Below are 26,063 nucleotides of genomic sequence, written 5' to 3'. Positions count from 1 at the left end.
CGATTTCCCCCGCCGCCGGCCGCCCGCCCCACCGGCGGGTCCCGGCGGGTGATCTTCGTAGGCCGCTCAGCGGCGCCGGGTGGACCGTTCGAGTGCGGCGCGCCGCACGCTTGGGCATAGAGATCAGTACGACCGGCGATGACCGAAGCCTCTTCGGGCCGTTACCCGGTAGTGGTGGCGCCGTACAAAGTCGTAAGGCGACACTGGGGGTGATCGCGCAGCGATGCGCGGTCATCCGCTCGTCCCGGCGCGAGCCACGCGCCGCAGGCGTCCAAGGAGGCATCCGTGCCGCATGTCCTGGTCCTCAACGCGTCCTACGAGCCACTCGGCGTCGTATCGACGCGCCGCGCCCTCATCCTCGTCCTCAACCACAAGGCGGTCAGCCTGGAGGACTCGGGTGTCACTCTGCACAGCGCCACCAGCGCCGTTACGGCGCCCTCCGTGGTCCGGCTCACCCGGTTCGTCCGGGTGCCGTTCTGCGGGCCCGTCCCTCTCACCCGCCGCGCTCTGTTCGCCCGAGACCACGGGCGCTGCGTCTACTGCGGGGCCGCCGCTACCAGCGTCGACCACGTGATCCCGCGCAGCCGCGGCGGGCAGCACCGCTGGGAGAACGTGGTGGCGGCCTGCCGCCGCTGCAACCACATGAAGGCCGATCGCCACCTGACCGAGCTCGGGTGGCGGATGAAGCGACCACCGGCCCCGCCCAGCGGGCTCGCCTGGCGCATCATCGGAACCGGGATCAAGGACCCGCGCTGGCGGCCCTACCTGGAGCCGTACGGCGGCACGGACCAGTTCCGTGACTTCGAACACCACGACCATACCGATCACGCGGGAGCACCGGTTCCGCTGGGCCGGTCCCGTCCCGTCCACCGCGGTGAGCACCCGGAGGCACTCACCGCCTGACCAGCGAGGGCCGAACGGTGCCTCATGGGCCGGTGGCGCGCATCGACGAGCGCGCCACCGGCCCGCCGCTGTCCCGGGGCAGCGGCGGGCCCCTGACCGGGGCCCAGCGCCGCCGGCTCAGTGCGGCTGAGCAGCCGTCCCGCTCGGGCTCGGCGAGGGGCCCGCGCCCGGGGAACCGCTGGGCTGCGGGGCCGGGGAGCCGCTGGGCTGCGCACTGGGCGTCGGCGTCGGGGCGGTGGACGGCGTGGGCGCAGCGGTGGACGGGCTGGGCACCGCCACCGGGGGCGTCGGCAGCCCGCCGCCCGGGCTCGGCGGCGCGCTCGGCACCCCGCTGGGCGTCGGGGTCGGCACCGGCACGCCCACCGGGGGCGCCGTCGGCGCCGGGCCGGTGCCGCCCGACTGGTCGGCGACCGCGTACAGCTCGATCCCGTACAGCGAGTAGCCGTACTTGGTGGCCCGGCCGACCCCCTGCATCCGCAGGTACACCGCGTCGGGTGCGTCGAAGCGGATGGTCTCGGTGCCGCCGTGGCCACTGGTGACGGTGGCCACCGTGGTCCAGGTGACGCCGTCCTGGGAGCTCTGCAACTGGTAGGCGCTGGCGTAGGCGTCCTGCCAGTGCAGCACCGCCTCGCCCAGGTGGGTGGCCTGCGGCAGCTTCAGCTGCACCCAGGCGTCGTCCACCGCGGGGGAGGACCAGCGGGTGGCCGGGTTGCCGTCGTTGACGGCCGAGGCCGGGAACTTCGCCGCCTCGTCGCCCGAGGAGCTCGCCGTCGCGGTCGGCGCCAGGTCCGGGCCGCCGGTCGGCGGCACCACGTGCACCCGCAGGGTCTGCTCGATCGTCGCCGAGCCGGCCACGAAGTCCACCGGCACCTGGTAGGTCCCCGGCGGGGTGGTGGCCGCCGCGGTGATCTGCACCGGGGTGCTGGCCCGCCCGCCGCGCGGCACGCCGACCGGCGAGCCGGGCTGGCCGGGCGCGGGCGCGGGGGAGACGGTGATACCGGCCACCCCGGAGGGCGCCGCGGCCCGGATCTCCCCGGTGGCGCCGTCGGGGCGCAGCGCGTCCACCACGGCCTGGGTCTGCGCGGGCGCCGTCGCTCCGGCGATCACGTCGAGCGACTGGTCGGCCAGCGAGAGGCGGGCCACCGGGGTGTCCGCGTACCAGGGCACGATCTGGTTGACCACCGGCGCGTCGCCGCCCGGCTGCCAGGTCAGCCGCACCGCGTCGGCCTGCTGGCCGCCGGCCGGCAGCTCGTTGTAACCGGGGTGCAGGGTGCCGATGTCGCTCCAGCTGCCGTCCTCCTTGCGCACCGCGACGGTGGCGGTGGCGTTCACGGTCGGGTCGGTCAGCACGGTGAGCCGGTCCAGCGGGCGCAGCGTGCCGAGCTCGACGGTGAGCGGGGCGTCGGCGGCGGTCGGTGCGGACGCCGCCCGGTAGGCGGTGTCCGGGTCGCCGTCCAGCACGGCGGAGGCCGAGGAGCCGGCCGCCGCGGGCGGCCCGCCGACCACGGTGATCTGGGCGCTGCCTGGTGCGGTCACGCTGAAGTCGCGCACCGCGACGGCCGTCTGCTGCGTCTTGGTGGCGCGCAGCCGGATCGCCTTGACCACCGCGCCGCCGGGCAGCTGGGCGGTGACGGTCTTCTGCTGGTGCACCGCCATCAGCTGGTGCCAGACGCCGTCGCCGGTGGTGTACTCGAGCACCCCGTCGTGCAGGTAGTCGTCGACCGCCGCGGCGGTGTCGCTGTCGGCGCTGGCGCTCCCGGCGGCGGCGCTGTCGGCCGACCCCATGGTGACGGTCACGCTGCCCACCGGACGCCCGTCGCCCAGGTTCACGCCGATGGCGTCGCCGGGCTGCGGCGGGGCCGCGCTCCAGTAGAAGGTGTCCGGCGAGGAGTCGGTCATCAGGGCCGGCGGGTGGTCGCCGGCGGTGCCCATGGTGCTGGTCGGCGTCAGGCTGCCCGCGCTCACCCCCGACCAGGTGTCGGCGGCCCGGGTGGCCCGGTCCAGGAAGGGGTCGAGCACCCCGGCGCCCACGGTGACCGCACCCTGGCCGAGCTGGGTGCGCAGCGCGCGCAGCTTGACCCTGGCCTGCCAGGCCGCCGCGCCGTCGCCGCGGTGCTGGGCCAGCAGCATGTCCAGCGCCGCCTGGCCGGCCCGTCCGTACAGGCCCAGCCTGGACAGCCACGGACCGGTCTCCTGGGTCAGGGTGTTGCCGGCCATGCCGGGGCCCGCCTGGTTGTCGGTGCCGCGCAGCGCGTCCAGGGCGCCGGCCATGGTGGTGAAGGCGGCCCGCAGCGGGTCGGCGGCCTGCTGGAGCCTGGCCAGGTCGGTGCTGCCGCCGCCGGTGGGCTGCAGGGTTGCCCAGAACGCGTCGATCAGCGGGGTCAGGTAGCCGGACTCCTGGGCGGACAGCGGGGAGGAGGAGCTGTTGCCCGCCAGCGCGGTGAGCGCGGCCAGCGCCGGTCCGGTGCCCGCGTCCGCCGCGCTGCCGGGCACCGTCTCGGCGGCCAGGGTGCGCAGCGCGTACTGCCAGGAGGCGTCGGACCGGTAGCCGGTGGGGTTCCAGGCGTAGTCCGCGGCGGTGGCCAGCGGCAGCTGCGAGGCGGCGGCCTGCTGCATGCCCGCCGTCAGCAGCATCGCCGAGCGGGCGGCCACCTCGGGGTCGCGCCCGGTGTAGGGGCCGAGGAAGAGCCGGTCGGGGGTCGAGTCGTTGACCGGGTAGTTGTCCATGGTGACCAGCGGGTGGCCGAAGAGCGCCGCGGTGTCGGTGGTCTGACCGGCCGTGATCTTGCCCGGGATCACCCCCACTCCGCTCCAGGCCACCTGGACGGCCTTCGGCAGCGCGGCGGCCAGCGCGGTGCGGTAGGGGCTGCTGCCCTGCTGGTGGAACTCGGTCGGGACGATCGAGAGCGCGGCCAGGTCCTGGTGCTGGTCGATCAGCCGCTGCTGCACGGCCGCGGCCAGCTTGGCCTGCGCCTTGGCGGCGGCGGCCGGGCCGGTGCCGAATTCGTCCTCGTCGGCCGAGCAGTGCCACTCGTCGTAGCTGACGTCGTCGAACTGCAGCTGGAAGGCGCCGAAGCCCAGGTCGCGCATGGCCGACAGCTTGGCCACCAGCGCGTCCACGTCCTTGCCCGAGCTGTAGCAGAAGTTCTGGCTGGGGGAGATCGCGTAGCCGAGGGTGACGTGGTCGGTCTTGGCCCGCTCGGCCAGCGTGCGCAGGTCGTGCTGCTGCGCGGCGGGGTAGGGGTCGCGCCACAGGTCCTGGCGGTACGGGTCGTCACCGGGGGAGTAGAGGTAGAAGTTCTGCTTGGTCCGGCCCAGGAAGTCGAGCAGGTCGAGGCGCTGGGCGGTGGTCCACGGGGTGCCGTAGAAGCTCTCGGCGGTGCCGCGCACCGGTGACCCGGTGGGCCAGTCGCGCAGCGTCAGGCCGGGGAAGCCGTAACTGCCGGGCCCCTGGCCCTGGCCGGCCGGGACGGCGGTGAGCAGCTGGCGCAGGCTCTGCGCGGCGTAGAAGGTGCCGGTGGCGTCCACGCCGGCGAGCACCACCGCGCCGTAGCTGCCGCCCGGGGTGGGCAGCTGACCGGTCGCCAGCGCGTAGCCGCCGTCCGGCAGCCCGTCCGGGGCGCCGCCGCCGAGCGTCTGCAGCACCTGGGCGGCGGCCGGGTCGGGCTGCTCCTCGGCGCCGCCGACGTAGACCACCAGCGAGCCGGGCGCGGGGGTGGGGGCGGCGGCCAGCGGGGTGACCAGGCTGGTGGCGCCCGCCTCGATCAGCACCTCGCGCACGGCCGCCAGCGCGCCCGGATCCGCCTGGGCGCCCGCCACCAGGGTCACGTCCGCGGGGACCGTCACCGGCTTGCCGGACTGCTGGAGCTGCTGCGGGCGCGGGAAGACCTGAGGGTCGGTCAGGCTGCCGAGCGGGGTGGGCACCGGAGTGCTGCTGACCGCGTAGGACGCCGGCTGTGCGGTGGCCGCCCCGGCCGGGACGGCGGTGGCCAGCGCGCCGATCACGGCGGCGGCCGAGAGGGTGGCGGCGATCCGCAGCGCGGCCCTGCGGTGCGAGAGCGCCTCGGGGTGCGCCGTGCCGGTGCCGCTGACGGTGCGTCCGGTGGGCTGCGCCTCGCGCTCGGCCCGGACGGCGGCGAGCAGCGGCTCGGTGCCCTTCAGGTCGGAGATCAGCCGGTCCGCCGTGCGCGGCGCGACCAGGCGGGCGGTGCGAGCGGTGGCTCGACGGGTGACATGGACGGCGGGATGCTGCAGGACCTCGCGCAGAACCGGGCTGGCTTCGAGCTGCTGCCGCAATCGCCGCCCGGCGGCTGCGGACACACGGGTCTGCACGGGGGCCTCCTCGCGACCGGGGCAATCGGCCGAACGGGGTGATCGACGGGCGTGCGACGACTGCCCCACGGCCCCCCGACCGACACGCCAGCCCTCGCTGCCACAGCCCACCAGGTGCGCATGTGCACTGTCAACGCGAGCCGGTCCGATGACCGTTCCATCCCATTTTGTCGCGCGTGTCGCATGCTCGGGCGGCGGCGCTCGCCGCGCCGCCGCGCCCCCGCCTCCGGCGCGCCGTTGCGGATGGTCGCCGGGCGGGCCGGGTAGGAGTGGAGCCTGACTGACGCTCACCCGGCCGCAGCAGCCGTACCGCACCGCGCAGTTGTCCTCGAACCTCAGGGAGACCGTGTTGGCCGCCTATCTCGACCACCATGACGAGAACAGTGACGCCTCCTCAGGGCCGGTACCGGACCATACGGACAGCGCGGAGGCGGGCGAGGAGACCCCCGGTCCCGCGCTGATCGCGCTGGCCCACGCGCACGGCGTGGACAGCAGCTACGACCCCGGCGAGGGCGAGCCGGTCCAGGTCGGCGCCGCCACCCTGATCGCCGTGCTCGGCGCGCTGGGCGTGGACGCGAGCAGCCCGCAGGCCGTCGAGCGGGAGCTGGCCGCGCACCGGGCCGCCGTCGCCGCCCGGCTGCTGCCGCCCTGCCTGGTGGTGCGGGCCGGCCGCCGTACCGCGCTGGACGTGCCCGCCGCCACCCGGCTGCGGATCGCGCTGGAGGACGGCGGCGAGTGGCAGCTGCCCTCGGCCCGGGCGCACTGGCTGCCGGCCGACCTGCCGCTCGGCCGGCACACCCTGCACCTCGACCTGGCCGGGCGCGCCGAGTCCGCCACCCTGATCGTGGCCCCCGAGCGGCTGGCCGCGCTGCCCGGGCGCGGCTGGGGGCTGCTGGCCCAGCTCTACTCGGTGCTCTCCGAGCGCTCCTGGGGCATGGGCGACCTCGGCGACCTGACCGAACTCGTCCAGTGGTCGGGCGGCACGCTCGGCGCGGACTTCGTCCAGATCAACCCGCTGCACGCGGCGCTGCCCACCGTCCCCTCCGACCCCTCGCCCTACCGCCCCTCCTCGCGGCGCTTCGCCGACCCGGTCCACCTGCGCATCGAGGCGGTGCCCGAGTACGCGTACGTCGAGGCGGCCGACCGCGCCGCGCTGGACGAGCTGGCGCAGCGCGGCGCCCGGCTGCGCGCCGAGGTGCTGGCGCACGACGGACTGATCGACCGGGACGCGGTGTGGACGGTCAAGCGCGCGGCGCTCGAACTGCTGCACGCCGTCCCGCGCGGCCCGGGCCGGGAGGCCGCCTACCAGGCCTACGTCCGGCGCGAGGGCCGCTGGCTGGAGCGCTACGCCACCTGGAACGCGCTGGCCGAGGTGCACGGCAGCGACTGGCGGCACTGGCCGCACGGCCTGCGCCACCCCGACTCGCCCCAGGTGGCCGCCGCCCGCGCCGAGCTGGCCGGGGCCGTCGCGTTCCACCGCTGGCTCTGCTGGCAGCTGGACGAGCAGCTCGGCGCCGCCCAGCGGGCCGCCGAAGCGGCCGGCATGGCGCTCGGCCTGATCCACGACCTGGCGATCGGCGCCCATCCCGACGGCGCCGACGCCTGGGTGCTGCAGGACCACCTGGCCGCCGGCATCTCGGTCGGCGCCCCGCCGGACGCCTTCAACGCGCACGGCCAGGACTGGGGCCTGCCGCCCTGGCGCCCCGACGCGCTGGCCGCCGCCGGCTACGCCCCGTACGCCGAGCTGCTGCGCGCCGCCGCCCGGCATGCGGGGGCGATCCGGATCGACCACGTGATGGGCCTGTTCCGGCTCTGGTGGGTGCCCGAGGGCCGCCCGCCCACCGAGGGCGCCTACGTGCGCTACGACGCCGCGGCGATGCTCGGCGTGCTCGCCCTGGAGGCGCACCGGGCCGGCACCGCGGTGATCGGCGAGGACCTCGGCACGGTCGAGCCCGGGGTGCGCGAGGAGCTGACGGCGCGCGGCGTGCTGGGCACCTCGGTGCTCTGGTTCGAACGGGACTGGACCGGCAAGGAGGGCGCCAAGGGCGCGCCGCTGGTGCCCGAGCACTGGCGACCCGGCTGCCTGGCCACCCTGACCACCCACGACCTGCCGAGCACCGCCGCCCGGCTGTCCGGCGATCACGTCCGACTGCGTCACCAACTCGGCCTGCTGGCAAGGCCATTGGCCGAAGAGGAGCAGGCCGCGGCGGGCGAGCTGGCCGACTGGCGGGCCGAGCTGACCCGGCTCGGCCTGCTGGCCGAGGGTGCCGAGCTCGATGCGGCCGCGCTCTACCGGTTCCTGCTGGCCACACCGGCCGAGCTGGTCGGCCTCTGGCTGCCCGACACGGTCGGCGATCCGCGGCCGCAGAACCTGCCCGGTACCTGGGACCAGTACCCGAACTGGCGACTGCCCGTGGCGGACGGCACCGGAACCCCCGTCACCCTGGAGCGGCTGGCCGCCGGAGCCGGTGCCGCCGAGCTGGGCGGACTGCTGCGCGAGGGGCTGGCGGCCTGGCGGGCCCAGCAGCGGGCGGGGCTGCCCGGGCGTGCGGCGACGGGTGAACTCGGAAGGCCGACCCCGCCGAGCGACCCCCAGTAAAGGGCCGGTACCTTGAGGAACGTGGACAAGAGGAACGCTATGCGCGCCGGTGCGGTCTCCGCGGCGGCCACGCTGATGATGCTGCTGTCGTCGCCGGCCTTCGCCGCGACCGGGACCGGGACCGAGGAGCAGGCGAGCCTGAGCGTCGCCCAGTCCCTCGGCCTGTTCGTCGCGACGCCGATCGTGCTGTTCGCGATCATCGCCGGCCTGGTCGTGCTGGGCACCTCCAGCGGCAACAAGGCCAAGGCCAAGAAGAAGTAACCCGTACCGTCCCGTCCGCCCCGCCGACCGTCGCCGGTCGGCGGGGCGGACGTGTGGCTGCCGCCCGGTTCCCGTGCCGCCGGTGAACGGCCCGGTCAGACCCCCGCCGCGCCCAGCAGTGCGCCGGCCGCGTAGGTCACCGCCATCGCCAGGCCGCCGCCCAGCACGTTGCGCAGCACCGAGGGCCGCAGCGGCGCCTCGCCGAGCCGGGCGCTCGTCCAGCCGGTGAGCAGCAGCGCGCAGAGCACCGCCAGGACCGTCACCGGCACCCGCAGCGCCACCGGTGGCAGCACGATCGCCAGCAGCGGCAGCAGCGCGCCCACCGTGAAGGACAGGAAGCTGGCCCAGGCCGCGTGCCAGGGATTGACGATCTGCTCGGGGTCGATGCCCAGCTCGACCCGGGCGTGCGCGGTCAGCGCGTCCCGCGCGGTGAGTTGCTCGGCGACCTCCCTGGCCACCTCGCGGGTCAGCCCGCGGTCCACCAACAGCCCGGTCAGCTCGTCGAGTTCCTCCTCCGGCTGCTCGGCCAGCTCGCGCTCCTCGTAGGCGAGCGCGGCCTGCTCGGAGTCGCGTTGGGCGCTCACCGAGACGTACTCGCCGGAGGCCATCGAGAGCGACCCCGCCAGCAGGCCGGCCAGGCCCGCGGTCAGCAGGGCGTCGGAGGACGAGGTCGCCCCCGCGACGCCGACCACCAGGCCGGCGGTCGACACGATGCCGTCGTTGGCGCCGAGCACCGCGGCGCGCAGCCAGTTCAGCCTGGTCCCCAGGGCGCCGTTTCGGCTCTCGTCCACGCTCCAGTGTCGCCAGCCGGGGTGCGGCGGCGCACCGACCCGGCGGTCGGCGGCGTGTCGGATCAGTCCTCGGCGTCGACCAGGTAGCCGCCCAGGCCGGGGGTGCCGAGCCGGCGGCCGTCGGGCAGCACCGCCAGCGCCTCGTAGCCGTCCTGGGCCGTCACCCAGTCCAGCGCCCGCAGCGGGCCCATCGCGAAGGCCGCCGTGGCGTAGGCGTCGGTGCGGGCCAGGCGCCGGCCGATCAGGGTCAGCGAGCGCAGCCCGCGGGCCGGGCCGCCGTGCTTGGGGTCCACGATGTGCCCGCCGCGCTCGGCGGTGCCCGAGGTGGCGACGGCGAAGCCTGCCGCGTGCTCGCCCTGGTCGGACCGCTGTGCGAGGACGGCCGCCAGGAACCCCGTACGGTCCGGGTCCGCCACGCCCACCCGCCACGGCTGCCCGGGCGCCGCCTCGCCGCTGGCCTGCACGTCGCCGCCGCCGGTCACGCTGTGGTGCCGGTAGCCGGCCTCGAGCAGCAGGTCGGAGGCCCGTTCGACGGCCCAGCCCTTCACCCAGCCGGAGGGGTCGAGCCGCCCGCCGGGTCGTGCGGTGAACCAGCCGCCGGTCTCGGCCGCGACCGCCGCGCAGTGCTCCAGCGCCTCGCCGACCAGCGGGTCGCACTGGGCGAGGGTCAGCTCGCCGCGGGCCAGCCGGCTGAGCTGGCTGTGCGGCAGGTAGGGGGAGAAGAGCGCGTCCAGGCGGTGCAGCTCGGCGAGCGCGGGGCCCAGGATGCCGGGCCGCCCCGGTTCCGCGTCGCGCACCGCGAAGGAGAAGACCGTGCCCATCGCCGCCTCGGCGTGCCGCAGCATCAGTGCGTGCCGGCCTGGTCGAGTGCGCTCTGCAGGGAGCGGGTGTAGCCCTGGCTGGTGTAGGTGGCGCCGGAGACCGCGTCGATCCGGGCGCTGCCGGCGGCGATCGCCTCCTGGTTCAGCTGGGGCAGCGCGTAGCTGTTGATCTCCTCGTCGCGGTTGGTGTCCGAGGGGTACTGCAGGACGTCGACCTTGCTGAGCTTGCCGCCGGTGAGGGTGATCCTGACCTGGACCGGGCCGTAGCGGGTGTCGATGGCGCTGCCGGTGACGGTCCTGGTGGCGGCGCCCGCGCTCGCGTTGGGGGCCGCGCTTGCACTGGAAGTCGGTCCGGTCGACGTTCCGTTCGACGGCTGGTCGGGGGCGACCGTCGCTCCGGTGTCGGAGGAGATCACCGGCGTGCTCTGCGCCGACGAACTCCCGTGCGGCTTGAGGGAGAGCAGCAGCACGACCCCGGCCGCCGTGGCCGCGGTGGTGACGATGGTTCGGCGCATCAGCCGGTGCTCCTTCAGCAGACTCAGGTTCAGCAGGTTCAGCAGGCTCAATGGGTTCAGCAGACTCAGAAGACGAAGGACTCGTGGTGGATCCGGTGGCGCGGCACCCCCGCCGCCCGCAGCTCCCGGATCGTCGCCGCGGTGAACCCGTCCGGCCCGCACACGTAGACCTCGTGCCCGGTCAGCCGCGGTACCGTCCGGGTCAGCCGGGCCGCCGTGAACGGATCGTCCAGCTCCGCCCGGCTGCCGACCAGGAAGGCCAGCCGGGCCCGTCGCCGCGCCGCCACCTCCTCCAGCTCCTCGCGGAAGATCAGGTCCTCGGCCCGTCGGGCCCGGTAGAGCAGGGTCAGCTCGCCGGGGCGGGCCGGGACCGTCTCGAAGAGCGCCCGGATCGGGGTGATCCCGACGCCCGCCGCGATCAGCAGCACCGGCCGCGCGCCGCCCCGGCGCGCCGTGAACGCGCCGTACGGGCCCTCGGTGCGCACCCGTACGCCCGGTTGCAGCGCGGCCACCGCCGCACTGTGCCCGCCGAGGTCCTTCACCGTGAACCGCAGGAAGCGCGGGTGCGGCGGCGCGGAGAGCGAGTACGGGTTGGCCGCCCAGCGCAGGCCCGGCGCCAGGAACTGGAGCCGGAAGAACTGGCCGGGGCGGCACCGCAGTTCGTCCAGCCGCTCGCCGGTCAGGAAGACCGACACCACGCCGGGCGCCTCCGGCCGCACCTCGGCGACCCGCAGCCGGTGCCGCCGGTCGCGCAGGAACGGCACCGCCAGCCGGTACCAGCCGAGCAGGGCGAAGGACCCCAGGTAGAGCCCCCACCAGCCGAGCAGCCCCACGCCCTCGGCCAGGTCGGCGCCGTTGGCCAACTGGTGGGCGAAGGCCAGCGCGATCGCCAGGTAGGTCGCCAGGTGCAGGTAGTACCAGGCCTCGTAGCTCAGCCGGCGGCGCGCCGCCCGCGCCGAGACGGCGCCGGTGCCCAGCATCAGCAGGGTGCCGATGGTCGCCTTGAGCATCTCCGGGTAGTGGAAGACCAGTTGGACGCCTTCCGGGAGCACCCCGCGGTGCGCCGTCAGCGCGTAGCCCCAGGTCACCGTCAGCACGTGCGCGGTGACCAGGCCCACCAGGTAGCGGCCGCCCAGCGCGTGCCAGCGGGCCAGCCGGTCGGCGCCCACCTCGCGCTCCAGCACCGGGATCCGGGCCATCAGCAGGAGCAGCACCGGCGCCGCGTACCCCGCCAGCAGTCCGGTGATCCGTGCCGCGCCGGTCAGCCACTGGTCGGCCCCGGTCACGGCGTAGGTGTCCCGCCACCAGAGCGCCAGGATGCCCAGCGCGCCCGCCGCGATCAGGGCCGGCACCAGGGCCGCCAGGTTCGCCAGGATCAGGCCCACTCCCGGCAGCTCGCGGGGCTGGTCCTCCGTGGGCGCGGCCTGCCGGGTGCGGCGGTGGGTGGCGGTGCTCACAAGCTGTTCTCCTCGTGCTACGGGCTTGGCCACAGTGCCAGGAAAAGCTCTCAATTCCCTCTGATCCCGAACCGTCCACACCCGGGCTCCAGGGCATTTGTGCAGGTCAGGGCGGTTCACCTGACTGAGACATCTCACCGTCTTCTCATCGGGACCCCGCAGACTGGACCCGTTCCCCGACAATGGGGAGGCCCGTCCCCCCGTCGCCCCCGAACGGACCCCACGACCTCATGACCCCACGCCGCATCCTGGTTGTCGACGACGAACCCGATCTGATCGAGGTCCTGTGCGGCGCGCTGCGTTACGAGGGCTGGCAGGCACGCGGCGCCGCGACCGGCGAGCAGGCCGTCGCCGCCGCGCTCGACTGGGCCCCCGACGCGGTCGTGCTCGACATGATGCTGCCCGACCTGGACGGCCTGGCGGTGCTCGCCCGGATCCACGCCGAGCGCCCCGAGGTCCGAGTGCTCTTCCTCACCGCCCGGGACGCCGTCGAGGACCGGATCGCCGGCATCACGGCCGGCGGCGACGACTACGTGACCAAGCCGTTCAGCCTGGCCGAGGTGGTGGTCCGGCTGCGCGGCCTGCTGCGCCGGGCCGAGCCCGCCCCCGTCGCGCCGCCGCCGGACGCGCTGGCGGTGGGGGACCTGGTGCTGGTCGAGTCGGCCCGCGAGGTGACCCGGGCCGGCGACCCGGTCGAGCTCAGCCCCACCGAGTACGCGCTGCTGCGCTACCTGATGAGCCACCCGCGCCAGGTGCTGAGCAAGGCCCAGCTGCTGGAGGCCGTCTGGTCCTACGACTTCGGCGGCCGGGCGCACGTGGTGGAGCTGTACATCAGCTACCTGCGCAAGAAGATCGACGCCGGGCGGCCGCCGATGATCCACACCGTCCGCGGGGTCGGTTACCTGCTCAAGCCCGCCGCCACCGCCGCCACCGCCGCGCCGTGAGCCGCCCCGCCCAGCGGCTGCGCCCGTCCGCGCTGCGCCCGCGCACCCTGCGGGCGCGGCTGATCACGGGCCTGGTCGCGCTGCTGCTGGTGATCTTCGCCGGGGTCGGCCTGGCGGTCACCACCGCGCTCCAGCACTACCTGCTGGTCCGCCTCGACCAGCAGCTCTCCGACACCGGCGGCCGCTACGCAGCCAGCCTCGAACACGGCGCCGTCGTCCCCGGCCAGCTCATGGACCCGCGCGACACCCGCGCCCAGGCCCCCGGCACCTTCGGCGCCCGGCTGCTGCACGGCAGCGTCACCGCCGCCGGCGTGGTGGACGGCGACGCGGACGACGCGGGCGTGGAGGCCGGCACCATTCCCGCCGACACCGACGACCTGGTCAAGCTCGGCCCCGCCGGCCAGCGCACCCTGGCCGCCCTGCCGGTCGCCGGGCCCGCCCGCACCGTCGAGCTGGCCAACCTCGGCTCCTACCGGGTCCGCGCGGTGGCCGGCCAGGACGGCGACGTGCTCGTCACCGGCCTGCCGCTGCGCCCGCTGACCGACACCGTGCACCAGGCGATCCTGGTCGAGGCCACCGTCTTCGCCGCCGCGCTCGGCGTCGCCGGCCTGGCCGGCGTGCTCTGGCTGCGCCTGGCGCTGCGCCCGCTGGACCGGATCGCGGTGACCGCCGAGCGGGTGAGCGCGCTCCCGCTGGCCCGCGGCGAGGTGGTGCTCTCCGAACGCGTGCCGGGCACCGCCGCCGATCCGGCCACCGAGACCGGCCGGGTGGGCCTGGCCCTCAACCGGATGCTCGGCCACGTCGAGGACGCCCTCGCCCAGCGCCACGCCGTCGAGGACCGCCTGCGCTCCTTCGCCGCCGACGCCGGCCACGAACTGCGCACCCCCGTCGCCACCGTGCGCGGCCACGCCGAACTGGCCCTGCGCCACCCCGAGCCGATCGCCCCGCCCGTGCGCCACGCCCTCGAACGCGTCGAGGCCGAGGCCCGCCGGATGGGCGCCATCGTCGACGACCTGCTCCTGCTCGCCCGCCTGGACGCCGGCCGCCCGCTCGCCGCCGCCGAGGTCGACCTCACCCGCCTCGCCCTGGACTGCACCGACGACGCCCGCGCCGCCGCCACCACCCACCACTGGCGCCTGGACCTGCCCGCCGAACCCGTCCTGGTCACCGGCGACGAGGACCGCCTGCGCCAGGTCCTCGCCAACCTCCTCGCCAACGCCCACTGCCACACCCCGCCCGGCACCACCGTCACCCTCCAACTCGCCGGCCACCGCCTCACCGTCACCGACGACGGCCCTGGCATCCCCCCGGACCTGGCCCCCCACGTCTTCGACCGCTTCGTCCGCGGCGACCACACCCGCTCCCGCACCACCGGCACCACCGGCCTCGGCCTCGCCATCGCCCACGCCATCGCCGCCGCCCACGGCGGCTCGCTGACGCTGCGTCAGATCGACGGCCCGGGAGCGGTGTTCGTGCTGGACCTGCCGTAGCGGCCCGGGAAAGACCGAGGGGCTGCCCTTCCGGAAGGAAGGGCAGCCCCTCGGCTGTGGCAAGGCCGGGCGTCAGGCGTCAGCCCGCCGCGCGGTCCGCCTCGCGGGCCTTGAGGGCGCGCTCCACGCCGGCGCGGGACTCGATGACCAGGCGGGCCAGGGCCGGGGCCGGGTCGGCGGTGGCGAGCCAGGTGTCGGTGGCTTCCAGGGTGGCGGGAGAGACCTGGTAGCTGGGGTAGAGGCCCACGATGATCTGCTGCGCGATCTCGTGGCTGCGGGTCTCCCAGACGCCGATGAGCGCATCGAAGTACCGTGCCGTGTACGGCGCCAGCAGCTCGCGGTGGTCGGCGATGTTGAAGCCGGTGATGACCGCGTCCTGGACGTAGTTGGTCAGGGTGTCGGAGTCGACGACCGAGGCCCAGGCGGCTGCCTTGGCGTCCGCGGTGGGGCGGGCGGCGCGGCAGGTGGCGGCCTTCTCCTGGCCCGCGGCGGTGTTGTCGCGGGCGAGTTCCGCCTCGATGGCGGCCTCGTCGGCGCGGCCGACCGCGACCAGGCGGATGAGCAGCTCCCAGCGCAGGTCGGTGTCGACGGCCAGGCCCTGCAGCTCGACCGAACCGTCCAGCAGGCCCGCCAGCAGGTCGAGTTGACCGTCGGTGCGGGCGACGGCGGCCAGCGCCTTGGCCCAGGCGAGCTGGTGGTCGCTGCCGGGGGCGGCGGCACGCAGCTGCTCCTCGGTGGCGGCGGCCCAGACGAGCAGGCCCTCCTCGCGCCAGGCGGGGTCGGCGTAGAGCTCGAGGGCGAGCTTGGCCTGGCGGTGCACCGACTGGACCACGCCGATGTCGGACTCCTCCGGCAGGCCGGCGACGGCGAGCGCGAGGTAGTCGCGGGTGGGCAGTTCGCCGTCCCGGGTCATGTCCCAGGCGGCGGCCCAGACCAGCGCGCGCGGCAGCGGCTCGGCGAAGGCACCCAGGTGCTCGGTGACCACGGCGAGCGAGTCGGCGTCCAGGCGCAGCTTGGCGTAGGACAGGTCGTCGTCGTTGAGCAGGACGACGGACGGACGCGCGCGCCCGGTCAGCTGCGGCACCGCGGTCAGCTCGCCGTCCACGTCGAGTTCGACGCGGTCGGTGCGGACCAGCTTGCCCTCGGTGAGCTCGTAGCAGCCGATGGCGATCCGGTGCGGGCGCAGGGCGGCCGAGCCCTTGGCGCCGGCCGGCAGCGCGGGCGCCTCCTGGCGGACCGCGAAGGAGGTGATGACGCCGTCGGCGTCGGTCTCGATCTCGGGGCGCAGGATGTTGATCCCGGCGGTCTCCAGCCAGGCCTTGGACCAGGCCCGCAGGTCGCGCCCGCTGGCCTTCTCCAGTGCGCCGAGCAGGTCGGCGAGGGTGGTGTTGCCCCAGGCGTGCTGCTTGAAGTAGGCGCGCACGCCCTCGAAGAAGGCGTCCTGGCCGACGTAGGCCACCAGCTGCTTGAGGACGGAGGCGCCCTTGGCGTAGGTGATGCCGTCGAAGTTGACCTGGACGTCCTCCAGGTCGTTGATCTCGGCCATGATCGGGTGGGTGGAGGGCAGCTGGTCCTGCCGGTAGGCCCAGGTCTTCATCTGGTTGGCGAAGGTGGTCCAGCCGTTGGGCCACTTGGTGCCGGTCGGCTCGACCAGCGAGACCATCTCCGCGTAGGTGGCGAACGACTCGTTGAGCCAGAGGTCGTTCCACCACTCCATGGTGACCAGGTTGCCGAACCACATGTGGGCCAGCTCGTGCAGGATCGTGGTGGCACGGGCCTCGTAGGAGGCGTCCGTGACCTTCGAGCGGAAGACGTACTGGTCGCGGAAGGTGACCGCGCCCGCGTTCTCCATCGCGCCGGCGTTGAACTCCGGGACGAAGAGCTGGTCGTACTTCTCGAACGGGTAGGCGAAGTCGAACTTCTCCTGGAAGTACGTGAAGCCCTGCCGGGTGACGTCGAAGATCGCCTCGGCGTCCAGGAACTCCCGCAGCGAGGGGCGGCAGTAGATGCCCAGCGGGACGACCTGGTCGCCGTCGGTGAACGAGTCGAAGACGCCGACGTAGGGGCCCGCGATGATGGCGGTGATGTAGCTGGAGATCCGGCCGGTCGGGGAGAACGACCAGACCTGGGTGTCGCCGTCGCCACTCGGCCGGGGGGTGGGCGAGTTGGAGACGACCACCCAGCCGCGCGGAGCGGTCACGGTGAAGGTGAAGCTCGCCTTGAGGTCGGGCTGCTCGAAGGAGGCGAACACCCGCCGGGCGTCCGGCACCTCGAACTGGCTGTACAGGTAGGTCTCGCCGTCCACCGGGTCGACGAACCGGTGCAGGCCCTCACCGGTGTTGGTGTACGCGCAGTCGGCGACCACCCGCAGCTCGTTCTCGGCGGCCAGGCCGGTCAGCGCGATCCGGCTGTCGGCGAAGGCGGACAGTGCCACCTGCTCGCCGTTCAGCACGATCTCGCGCACCTCGGGGGCGACCAGGTCGATGAAGGTGGTGGCGCCGGGCTCCTCGGCCGTGAACCGGACCACGGTGGTGGACCGGAACGTAGCACTGTCACGGGCCGAGCTCAGGTCGAGCTCGATGTCGTACGCATCCACATGGAGGAGAGCCGCTCGGGTGCGGGCCTCCTCACGGGTCAAGTTGGTGCCAGGCACTCGCAGGACTCCTTCGTCAGGCTTCTTGGGCGCATCCTCCCACGCCGCCCGAGCGGAGCCCGAGTGCTTTGTCCGGGAGGGCAATCCGGTTGCCCTCCCGGAACGGACCGACCGTGATGTCCGGTCAGCTCTTCGTGCTCAGCCCTTGCTGTACATGGTGGCGGTGTTCTCCATCGGCAGCTGCGGGATGTTGAGCACCCGGCCGTCGCTGAGGTAGAAGACCTCCGCGCCCTGGAACGGCATGAAGCTGCTGGCGTTCGCCTTGCTGCTGAAGGCGGCGAGCTGGGTCACGCTGCCGTCGACCGGGCTCAGCGAGACCACCCGGCCGCTCTTGCCGAAGCCGTCCATGGTGACCGCGGTCGGCGTGGACGGGTTGTCCACCAGGCGCAGGCCGTTCTCGGCGCCGCCGTCGACGGTCCACAGGGTCTTGCCGCCGACCAGGTCGATGGCCCGGATCGCGGTCTTGCCGCTCTGGTCGACCTCGACGTAGAGGTTGTTGCCGATCACCAGGCTCTTGGTCATCGGGTCCGAGGCGGCGGAGAGCTGCAGCCGGTCCTGCCCGGTGACCTTCAGCGGGATCTTGGCCTCCGGGTTGCCCGAGGAGTCCACGCCGACGAAGTAGTCGTTGTCGTAGCCCGAGGAGATCTGCACCACCAGCGGCGAGGCCGAGACGATGTTGGTGAGCCGCTCGCCGCTGCCGAGGTTGAAGGTTTCGGTGGTCTTGCCGGTGTTGGCGTCCAGGAGCGTCAGCTGCTGCTCCGGGGAGGCCTCGGCGCAGTCGTCGCTGACCGCGATCACGGCGCCGGCCGCGTCGGCGTTGTCCGAGCAGTACTTGGCGCGGTCGTTGTAGTGCCAGACGGAGCTGCCGTCGGTCAGGTTGAAGCCGGCCAGCAGCGAGCCGCTGGCGGCGGCGAGCGTGGTGTCGGTGACGGTGACCTGGGTCTGGAAGCTCTTGCTGCTGAGCGGCGAGCCGACCTTGTAGATCAGCCGCCCGGTGGTGGCGTCGATGGCGCCGACCGCCGCGCAGTCGTCGTCGCCGAGGTTGAAGCTGACGCCGCCGATGTTGTTCTTGTTGACGCTCTTGGACATGCTGCAGAACGACTTGGTGCCGTCCGGCACCTTCAGCGTCCAGGCGACCTTGCCGTCGCTCAGGTTGTAGCCGGTCAGGCCGGTGGCGTCGCCGCGGACCAGCAGCTTGTCGGTGGTCCACAGGCCGATGGTGCGCTGGTCGCTGGCGCTGCCGTCGACCTTGGGGACGGTCCAGGAGACGGCGAGCTTGCCGGCGTCACCCCCACCGCCCCCGCCGCCGGTGGTCCCGCCGCTGGTGTTGTGCGTCGGCTTGTTGCCGCCGAACAGCACCACCAGGCCGATCACGATGGCGATCGACAGCACGGTGCCGGCGATCGCGCCGAAGACCATCACGGGGTTGCGCTGCTTGGTCGGCGCGGGGCCGACCTGGACGGCGGGCCCGGGGAAGCCGTAGCCCGTGGCGCCCTGCTGGCCGTAGCCGCCCTGCTGCGCGCCGAAGACGGGCTGGACGGGCGGCGCGGGCTGGGCGTAACCGCCCTGCTGCGCACCGAAGACGGGCGGCGCGGGCGGCTGCTGCGGAGCGGTCTGCGGGTAGCCGTAGGACGAACCGCCCCGCGGGTCGTACGGGCCCACCGGCGCACCCGGGGGCGGCGTGGCGCCCGGCTGCGCGGGGAAGGCGGCGGCGGTCGGCTGGTAGCTGAGGTTGGCCGCCGCACCAGGCGCCGCCCCCGGCGCACCACCCGGAGCGCCCGCCGGCTGCGGCGGTACGGCAGGCGCGCCCGGTGGCGCCTGGGCCGGTACCGGCGCTCCGCCGAGCTGCGTCATCTGGTCCGCGACCGCCGCCGGGTCGACTCCCGCGCCGCGCTGATCCCCTGCCATGTGATGCCCCGTCATTATGCGTCTGGAAGGCCGTCCGCCCCGCCCGCTGTGGCTCGGGGGGCTGGATGGACGGTCGAGAATTACAGGACATCGTAAGGGCGCGGGGTTTTCGGACACTCCCAGGTCCTGCCCGGCACGCCCGCTTCCCGGGCCGGTGCGTCCCGCGGGCCCGTCCCGCCTCCCGTCCCGCCTCCCGGCCCGGCGGGCCGGGCCGCCGTCGGCACTGACTGCGCGGTTGAGCCGCCGCTGAGCTTTCCCGCCCACCGGGTGGCAGCCTTGACGAAGCCGTGCGCGGGTCACTCGGCATAGAGTTCAGAAGTTGAAGGTGACCTTGTCGGGCACCGGTGCCGACGGCAGCGGCGGCCGACGGCGGCGCGGAACCGACCGCAACGGCGCGGTGAGGGGCGGGAACCGTCGGGTTCCCGCGCCCGAAGGAGGGTATTTCATGTCCATGGACACGCCGGGTTCGCAGTCCTCGCTGCACCGCGCCAACCTCGAACGGGTGCTGCGCGCGGTGCGGATGGCGGGTTCGCTGACCCAGGCCGAGATCGCCCGGGCCACCGGACTCTCGGCGGCGACGGTCTCCAACATCGTCCGCGAGCTCAAGGAGGGCGGCACGGTGGTGGTGGCCGACACCTCCTCCGGCGGCCGCCGGGCCCGCAGTGTCTCGCTCAGCGGGGATGCCGGGATCGTGGTCGGGGTCGACTTCGGCCACTCGCACCTGCGGGTGGCGGTGGGCAACCTGGCGCACCGGGTGCTCGCCGAGGAGAGCGAGCCGATGAACGTGGACGTCTCCGCCGAGCAGGGCTTCGCCCGGGCCGAGGCGCTGGTGGAGCGGTTGCTGGCGCAGGCCGGCTTCCGCCCGGACAAGGTGATCGGGGTGGGCCTGGGCGTGCCGGGCCCGATCGACGTGGAGACCGGGGCGCTGGGCTCGACGGCGATCCTGCCCGGCTGGACGGGCATCGCGCCGGGCCGGGAGCTGTCCAAGCGCCTGGGCATGGAGGTCTACGTCGACAACGACGCCAACCTCGGCGCGCTCGGCGAGCTGGTCTGGGGCGCGGGCCGGGGGGTGAGCGACCTGGCCTACATCAAGGTGGCCAGCGGCGTCGGCTCCGGCCTGGTGATCAACGGCCAGATCTACCGGGGCCAGGGCGGCACCGCCGGCGAGATCGGGCACATCACGCTGGACGAGTCGGGCCCGGTCTGCCGCTGCGGCAATCGCGGCTGCCTGGAGACCTTCGTCGGCTCGCGCTACCTGCTCAACCTCTTGAACGCGAGCCATGAGCGCGAGTTGACGCTCTCCTCAATGGTGCAGCTGGCGCAGCAGGGCGATCTGGGCTGCCGACGGGTGATCGCGGACGCGGGCCGGCAGATCGGCACCGGTGTCGCGACGCTGTGCAACCTGCTGAACCCGCGTCGGGTGATCCTGGGCGGGGACCTGGCCGAGGCCGGTGAGCTGGTGCTTTCCCCGATCCGGGACTCCGTGGCGCGGTATGCGATCCCGTCCGCGGCACGGCAGTTGTCGATCGTCCCGGGCACGCTGGGTGGCCGGGCCGAGGTGCTCGGCTCGCTCGCGCTGGTGATGAGCGAGATGGGCGAAACCGGTGCAATCGGGCACAACTCGCAGGCGGTCGGCGCGCGCGGCTGAGTCGCGAAGTCCCGTGACACAAAGGGGCGAAAAGGACATTCGCTGAGTGGGGGCCGAGTATTTGGTCTCGGCTTAGGATTCACGAAGATAACGAAAGGGTCTGAATCCGCAGAGCGCTGGGTTTACTTGTTGACGGCAAGCGGGGTGGCGGGTTTGACTCCCTCCACCTCGCCGCGACGTTGCGGCTCTGTCAGGGAGGCACCCCCACCATGAACGCAATGATGCGTCGCGTCGTCATCGGCACTGCCGCGGTCTCGATGGCCCTCACCATGGCCGCCTGTGGCAAGGCCGGTGGCAGCAGCTCGAACTCCGCGAGCTCGGGTGGCAACAAGACCATCGGCCTGCTCCTGCCGGAGAACTCCTCGTCCATCCGCTACGAGTCCTTCGACAAGCCGCTCATCGAGGCCAAGGTCAAGGCCCTGTGCAGCGAGTGCTCCGTTCAGTACAACAACGCCAACAACGACGCGTCGACGCAGAAGCAGCAGTTCGACACGATGGTCTCGCAGGGCATCAAGGTGATCCTGCTGGACGCGGTGAACGCCCCCGGCACCGCCTCCTGGATCACCGACGCGGCGAAGAAGGGCGTCAAGGTCATCGCGTACGACCGGCTGGCCACCGGCCCGGTCTCCGCCTACGTCTCGTTCGACAACGAGAAGGTCGGCGAGCTGCAGGGCCAGGCGCTGGTGGACGCGCTGGGCGCGAACGCCAAGTCCGCCAACGTCGTCATGATCAACGGCTCCGAGACCGACCCGAACGCGGGTCAGTTCAAGGCCGGTGCGCACAAGGTGCTGGACACCGGCGTGGGCAAGATCGTCTACGAGCAGTCCGGTGAGTGGCAGCCCACCGTGGCCAGCCAGAAGATCGGTGCCGCGATCACCGCGCTGGGCAAGAACGGCTTCCAGGCCGTCTACTCCGCCAACGACGGCATGGCCGCCGCCATCATCACCGCCCTCAAGGCGAACGGCATCAACAACATCCCGGTCGGCGGCCAGGACGCCGCCCCCGACGCGATCCAGCGGATCCTGACGGGCGACCAGGCCTACACCATCTACAAGGCCTACAAGCCTGAGGCCGAGGGCGCCGCCACCATCGCGGTCGACCTGATCAACAACGTGAGCGTCACCGGCACCGCGACCGCCACCACCAACAGCGGCGGCACCAGCGTCCCCTCGCTGCTGCTGACCCCGGTCGTGGTGACCAAGAACAACATCAAGGACACCGTGATCGCCGACGGCCTGTACAAGGTCTCGGACATCTGCACCGCCCAGTACGCCGACGCCTGCAAGGCCGCGGGTATCCAGTAACAGACGCGCCTTCAGCAAGAGGCGGGCCGGCCGGGCCAGTTGGCCCGGCCGCCCCGCCGGCATCTCGGCGTGCGGGCTAGAGCCACGTGCGCCCCTTGACTCCCGAAGGAGCCATCGATGGTTCAGTCAGACATACCCGTCCTCGCCCTGCGGGGCGTCTCCAAGCGCTTCGGTGCGGTCCAGGTGCTCACCGGGGTGGACCTGGAGGTGCACGCGGGTCAGGTGGTCGCGCTGGTCGGCGACAACGGCGCCGGCAAGTCCACCCTGGTCAAGACGATCGCCGGGGTGCACCCGATCGACGAGGGCACCATCGAGTGGGCCGGCAAGCAGGTCCACCTGACCCGCCCGCAGGACGCCCAGGCGCTCGGCGTCGCGACGGTCTACCAGGACCTCGCGCTCTGCGACAACCTCGACGTGGTCGCCAACCTCTTCCTGGGCCGGGAGCTGATCCGCGGCGGCCGGCTGGACGAGGTGGCGATGGAGAAGCGCGCCAAGGAGCTGCTCGACACCCTCTCCATCCGGATCCCCAGCGTGCGGATCCCGGTGGCCGCGCTCTCCGGCGGTCAGCGCCAGGTGGTGGCCATCGCCCGCGCGCTGATCGGCGAGCCGAAGATCGTGATCCTGGACGAGCCGACCGCGGCGCTGGGCGTCGAGCAGACCGCCCAGGTGCTCGACCTGGTCGAGCGGCTTCGTGACCGGGGCCTGGGCGTGATCCTGATCAGCCACAACATGGCGGACGTGCGCGCGGTGGCCGACCAGGTCGCCGTGCTGCGGCTGGGCCGCAACAACGGCGTCTTCCCGGTGGCCGACACCAGCCACGAGACGATCATCTCGGCCATCACCGGCGCCACCGACAACGCGGTGACCCGGCGCCAGGCCCGCGTCGCGGACGCGACCAATCAGGCGAGCGCGGACGCGACCCATCAGGCGAGCGCGGACGCACCCGCCCAGGCGAGCGCGGAGGCGACCAAGTGAGCAAGAACGCCACGACCCCGAAGGCTGAGACGGTGACCGAGATATCCGACAGTGCGGCGCCCATCCCCGCCGTCGACCCCCGGCTGCTGGTGCGCGAGCAGGGCCTGGCCGGCTACCTGGAGGAGTTCAAGCGCAAGCTGCGCTCCGGCGACCTCGGCTCGGTGCCGGTGGTGCTCGGACTGATCCTGATCGCGGCCGTCTTCCAGGGGATCACCGGCAAGTTCCTCACCGCCGGCAACCTGTCCAACATCACCCTCTACATCGCGGGGCCCGGCCTGATCTCGGTCGGCATCGTCTTCGTGCTGCTGCTCGGCGAGATCGACCTCTCGCTCGGCTCGGTGGCCGGTGTCTCGGCCGCCGTCTCCGCGGTGCTCTCGATCCAGCACGGCCTCAACGAGTACCTGGCCGCGGGCATCGCGGTGCTCTGCGCGCTGGCGATCGGCGCGCTGCACGGCTTCTTCTTCGCCAAGATCGGCGTGCCCGCCTTCGTCGTGACGCTGGCCGGCCTGCTCGGCTGGAGCGGCCTGCAGGGCTACGTGATGGGCAACACCGGCACGCTCAACAACCTCCCCAACGGCTTCATCGCCAACCTGGACAACTACTTCTTCGACGATGTCGCCGCCGCCTACGGCCTGGCCGCCGTCGGCGTGGCCGGCTACCTGGTGGCCGCGCTGCTCGGCGCCCGCAGCCGCCGCGAGGCCGGGCTGCCGGCCCGCCCGGTGAGCGAGATCGCGCTGCGCACCGTGCTGCTCGCGGTCCTCGCCTTCGGTGCCGCCTACACCCTCAACCAGGACCGCGGCCTGCCGCTGGCGCTGGTGGTCTTCCTCGGTGTGGTCATCGTCACGGACTTCGTGCTGCGCCGCACCTCCTACGGCCGCAAGGTGTTCGCGGTCGGCGGCGGCGTGGAGGCGGCCCGCCGGGCCGGCATCAACGTGGCCTGGGTGCGGATCTCGGTCTTCATGATCTCGGCCGGGCTGGCCGCGGTCGGCGGTCTGTTCATCGCCTCGCAGTCCGGCTTCGCGGACAAGTCGCTGGGCGGCGGCAACGTGCTGATGAACTCGATCGCGGCGGCCGTGATCGGCGGCACCAGCCTGTTCGGCGGCCGTGGCAAGACCTGGTCGGCGCTGCTGGGCATGCTGGTGATCCAGTCCATCGTCACCGGTCTCGACCTGCAGGGCATCAGCCAGTCGATCCAGTACATGATCACCGGCGCGGTGCTGCTGGGCGCGGTGGTGCTGGACTCGGTCTCCCGCCGGACCCAGAAGTCCGCCGGCCGCGGCTGAACCGGCGGGGACGTCGGCCGCTGTGGTGAGCCGAGCCCGGGACGCGCCCGACCCAAGGGGCGCGTCCCGGGCCTTCGCACGCCTGGTCAAAGCCCACCGAATGCCCCGCGCCGCGAACCGTCGCACGGGCGGAGATTAGACTCGACCGCCGGGTACGGGCACAGATGCGCCCGCGAACGTCCCGACGAGCCGGACACGTAACTGACTGAGGAGGACCGGGTGCCGTTGCTGACCCGCATTCGGGGACCGCGCGATCTCGACCGGCTCACCCCGGGGCAGCTGACTGCCCTGGCCGAGGAGATCCGCGGCTTCCTGATCGAAGAGGTCGCCAAGACCGGCGGACACCTGGGCCCGAACCTCGGTGTGGTGGAGCTGACCATCGCGCTGCACCGGGTCTTCGACTCGCCTCGCGAGCGGATCCTCTTCGACACCGGGCACCAGTCCTACGTGCACAAGATGCTGACGGGGCGTCAGGACTTCAGCCGGCTCAAGATGAAGGGCGGCCTGTCCGGCTACCCCTCGCGCGCCGAGTCCGAGCACGACGTGATCGAGAACTCGCACGCCTCCACCGTGCTCGGCTACGCCGACGGCATCGCCAAGGCCAACCAGTTGCTCGGTCACACCGACCGCCCGGTGGTCGCGGTCACCGGTGACGGCGCGCTCACCGGCGGCATGGCCTGGGAGGCGCTGAACAACATCGCCGACGGCAAGGACCGCCCGGTGGTGATCGTGGTCAACGACAACGAGCGCTCCTACTCGCCGACCATCGGCGGCCTGGCCAACCACCTCTCCACGCTGCGCACCACCCAGGGCTACGAGCGCTTCCTCAGCTGGGGCCGCGACACCCTGCAGCGCACCCCCGTGGTCGGCCAGCCGCTGGCCGACGCGCTGCACGGCGCGAAGAAGGGCCTGAAGGACTTCATCGCCCCGCAGGGCATGTTCGAGGACCTGGGCCTGAAGTACCTCGGCCCGATCGACGGCCACGACATCGCCGCGGTGGAGTCCGCGCTGCGCAAGGCGCGCGGCTTCGGCGGCCCGGTGATCGTGCACGTCATCACCGAGAAGGGCCGCGGCTACCACGCGGCGCTGCAGAACGAGGAGGACCGCTTCCACGCGGTCGGCGTCATCCACCCCGACACCGGCCTGCCGGTGAAGACCTCCGGCAAGGACTGGACCTCGGTCTTCAGCGAGGAGATGGTCCAGCTCGGCCGCGAGCGCGAGGACCTGGTGGCGATCACCGCCGCGATGCTGCACCCGGTGGGCCTGGCCGACTTCGCCAAGGCCTTCCCGGAGCGCACCTTCGACGTCGGCATCGCCGAGCAGCACGCGGCCGTCTCGGCGGCGGGTCTGGCCACCGCGGGCCTGCACCCGGTGGTCGCGGTCTACGCGACCTTCCTCAACCGGGCCTTCGACCAGGTCCTGATGGACGTCGCGCTGCACAAGCTGGGTGTCACCTTCGTGCTGGACCGGGCCGGGGTCACCGGTACCGACGGCGCCTCGCACAACGGCATGTGGGACATGTCGATCCTCCAGGTGGTGCCCGGGCTGCGGCTGGCCGCCCCGCGCGACGCCGAGCAGGTCAAGGCCCAGCTGCGCGAGGCGCTGGAGGTCAAGGACGCGCCGACGGTGCTGCGCTACTCCAAGGGCTCGGTGGGCCCGGCGGTCGCCGCCGTCGGCCGGATCGGCGGCATGGACGTGCTGCACGGCAGCGCCGAGCCGCTGGACCGGGCTCAGGTCGCCGCGGGCGAGCGCCGGGCGGACGTGCTGATCGTCTCGGTCGGCGCGCTGGCCCCGATCTGCCTGGAGACGGCCGCGCTGCTGGACGCCCAGGGGATCAGCGCCACCGTGGTCGACCCGCGCTGGGTCAAGCCGGTGGACGCCGCGCTGCCGGGTCTGGCCGCCGAGCACCGCGTGGTGGTCACGGTCGAGGACAACGGACGGGCCGGCGGCGTCGGCTCGGCGATCGCCCAGGCGCTGCGCGACGCGGAGGTCGACCTGCCGCTGCGCGACTTCGGGATCCCGCAGGAGTTCCTGGACCACGCCAAGCGCGAGGAGGTCATGGCCGAGATCGGCCTGACCGCCCCGGACATCGCCCGCCAGGTGACCGCACTGGTCTCCCGGCTGGACGGCGCAGCGGTGGTCCAGGCCTGAGCATCCGCGTGATGCAACCAGGCGGGAC

The 26,063-nt window shown here is 73.4% G+C and carries 16 protein-coding genes and 1 pseudogene; 10 read left to right on the top strand and 7 right to left on the bottom strand.

The genetic code is table 11. The features are described 5' to 3' along the window. Window positions 1–285 precede the first annotated feature (285 nt). Window positions 286–903 (top strand): HNH endonuclease, encoded by a 618-nt coding sequence (locus tag OG500_RS13045; RefSeq protein WP_327066734.1) that lies wholly within the window; start codon window positions 286–288, stop codon window positions 901–903. Window positions 904–1,020: 117 nt separating this feature from the next. Here OG500_RS13045 and OG500_RS13040 read toward each other — a convergent pair whose 3' ends face one another. Beyond that, window positions 1,021–5,235 (bottom strand): beta-N-acetylglucosaminidase domain-containing protein, encoded by a 4,215-nt coding sequence (locus tag OG500_RS13040; protein ID WP_329579924.1) that lies wholly within the window; start codon window positions 5,233–5,235, stop codon window positions 1,021–1,023. 349 nt (window positions 5,236–5,584) lie between these two features. On the opposite strand from OG500_RS13040, the gene malQ reads away from it, so the two are divergent. Both malQ and OG500_RS13030 read left to right on the top strand, forming a co-directional pair. Then, a complete protein-coding gene (gene malQ / locus OG500_RS13035) occupies window positions 5,585–7,834 on the top strand; it encodes a 4-alpha-glucanotransferase (protein ID WP_442907029.1) in 2,250 nt (749 codons plus the stop codon). 12 nt (window positions 7,835–7,846) lie between these two features. Further along, the gene (locus OG500_RS13030; protein WP_327066732.1) at window positions 7,847–8,095 is read left to right on the top strand and encodes a hypothetical protein; all 249 of its coding nucleotides are present in this window, start codon (window positions 7,847–7,849) and stop codon (window positions 8,093–8,095) included. 95 nt (window positions 8,096–8,190) lie between these two features. Here OG500_RS13030 and OG500_RS13025 read toward each other — a convergent pair whose 3' ends face one another. The 4 genes from OG500_RS13025 to OG500_RS13010 form a co-directional block, all read right to left on the bottom strand. After that, entirely contained in the window at window positions 8,191–8,886 is a 696-nt protein-coding gene (locus OG500_RS13025) for a VIT1/CCC1 transporter family protein (protein ID WP_329579920.1), read from the bottom strand. A gap of 62 nt (window positions 8,887–8,948) precedes the next feature. Beyond that, a complete protein-coding gene (locus tag OG500_RS13020; protein ID WP_329579917.1) occupies window positions 8,949–9,731 on the bottom strand; it encodes an FAD:protein FMN transferase in 783 nt (260 codons plus the stop codon). Continuing rightward, window positions 9,731–10,273 (bottom strand): FMN-binding protein, encoded by a 543-nt coding sequence (locus OG500_RS13015; RefSeq protein ID WP_329579914.1) that lies wholly within the window; start codon window positions 10,271–10,273, stop codon window positions 9,731–9,733. Before OG500_RS13015 ends, OG500_RS13020 begins: the two co-directional genes overlap by 1 nt. A gap of 14 nt (window positions 10,274–10,287) precedes the next feature. Further along, window positions 10,288–11,679: a ferredoxin reductase family protein gene (locus OG500_RS13010; RefSeq protein ID WP_442907028.1), complete on the bottom strand. Its 1,392-nt coding sequence runs from the start codon at window positions 11,677–11,679 to the stop codon at window positions 10,288–10,290. 182 nt (window positions 11,680–11,861) lie between these two features. Between OG500_RS13010 and OG500_RS13005 the strand changes: the two genes are divergently transcribed. Together OG500_RS13005 and OG500_RS13000 are read left to right on the top strand one after the other, a co-directional pair. After that, window positions 11,862–12,623 (top strand): response regulator transcription factor, encoded by a 762-nt coding sequence (locus OG500_RS13005; protein ID WP_442907027.1) that lies wholly within the window; start codon window positions 11,862–11,864, stop codon window positions 12,621–12,623. Next, window positions 12,620–14,113, top strand: a complete 1,494-nt coding sequence (locus OG500_RS13000) for a sensor histidine kinase (protein WP_329579908.1) — start codon at window positions 12,620–12,622, stop codon at window positions 14,111–14,113. Before OG500_RS13005 ends, OG500_RS13000 begins: the two co-directional genes overlap by 4 nt. Before the next feature lie 79 nt (window positions 14,114–14,192). Here OG500_RS13000 and pepN read toward each other — a convergent pair whose 3' ends face one another. Both pepN and OG500_RS12990 read right to left on the bottom strand, forming a co-directional pair. Then, window positions 14,193–16,766, bottom strand: coding sequence for an aminopeptidase N (gene pepN, locus OG500_RS12995; protein ID WP_329579905.1), 2,574 nt, complete (start codon window positions 16,764–16,766; stop codon window positions 14,193–14,195). Window positions 16,767–16,904: 138 nt separating this feature from the next. Then, window positions 16,905–18,674 carry an outer membrane protein assembly factor BamB family protein gene (locus tag OG500_RS12990; protein WP_329579902.1) on the bottom strand — a complete coding sequence of 590 codons (1,770 nt, stop codon included), beginning with the start codon at window positions 18,672–18,674 and terminating at the stop codon, window positions 16,905–16,907. A gap of 451 nt (window positions 18,675–19,125) precedes the next feature. Between OG500_RS12990 and OG500_RS12985 the strand changes: the two genes are divergently transcribed. The 5 genes and pseudogenes from OG500_RS12985 (at window position 19,126) to dxs (ending at window position 26,035) form a co-directional block, all read left to right on the top strand. Next, complete coding sequence (locus tag OG500_RS12985) at window positions 19,126–20,322, top strand: ROK family transcriptional regulator (protein WP_327071538.1); 1,197 nt, start codon at window positions 19,126–19,128, stop codon at window positions 20,320–20,322. A gap of 209 nt (window positions 20,323–20,531) precedes the next feature. After that, window positions 20,532–21,626 (top strand): sugar ABC transporter substrate-binding protein, encoded by a 1,095-nt coding sequence (locus tag OG500_RS12980; protein ID WP_327066724.1) that lies wholly within the window; start codon window positions 20,532–20,534, stop codon window positions 21,624–21,626. Between the two features lie 117 nt (window positions 21,627–21,743). Beyond that, window positions 21,744–22,520: pseudogene (locus OG500_RS12975) on the top strand (ATP-binding cassette domain-containing protein); the annotation flags it as partial. Between the two features lie 113 nt (window positions 22,521–22,633). Continuing rightward, window positions 22,634–23,884, top strand: a complete 1,251-nt coding sequence (locus tag OG500_RS12970) for a sugar ABC transporter permease (protein ID WP_327066723.1) — start codon at window positions 22,634–22,636, stop codon at window positions 23,882–23,884. Window positions 23,885–24,103: 219 nt separating this feature from the next. Beyond that, a complete protein-coding gene (dxs, locus tag OG500_RS12965) occupies window positions 24,104–26,035 on the top strand; it encodes a 1-deoxy-D-xylulose-5-phosphate synthase (RefSeq protein WP_329579898.1) in 1,932 nt (643 codons plus the stop codon). Window positions 26,036–26,063: the final 28 nt, after the last annotated feature.

The sequence above is a fragment of the Kitasatospora sp. NBC_01250 genome (assembly GCF_036226465.1).
Taxonomy (GTDB): Bacteria; Actinomycetota; Actinomycetes; order Streptomycetales; family Streptomycetaceae; genus Kitasatospora.
The sequence above is the reverse complement of the archived record's forward strand: the minus strand, read 5'-3'. Positions and strand labels throughout refer to the sequence as shown.

What these genes read in the sequence shown, in the direction of transcription:
- OG500_RS12985 (WP_327071538.1), top strand. Translation starts at nt 19,126, where the DNA reads ATGGACACGCCGGGTTCGCAGTCCTCGCTGCACCGCGCCAACCTCGAA.
- OG500_RS12980 (WP_327066724.1), top strand. Translation starts at nt 20,532, where the DNA reads ATGAACGCAATGATGCGTCGCGTCGTCATCGGCACTGCCGCGGTCTCG.
- OG500_RS13005 (WP_442907027.1), top strand. Translation starts at nt 11,862, where the DNA reads ATGGGGAGGCCCGTCCCCCCGTCGCCCCCGAACGGACCCCACGACCTC.
- OG500_RS12990 (WP_329579902.1), bottom strand. Translation starts at nt 18,674, where the DNA reads ATGGCAGGGGATCAGCGCGGCGCGGGAGTCGACCCGGCGGCGGTCGCG.
- OG500_RS13020 (WP_329579917.1), bottom strand. Translation starts at nt 9,731, where the DNA reads ATGCTGCGGCACGCCGAGGCGGCGATGGGCACGGTCTTCTCCTTCGCG.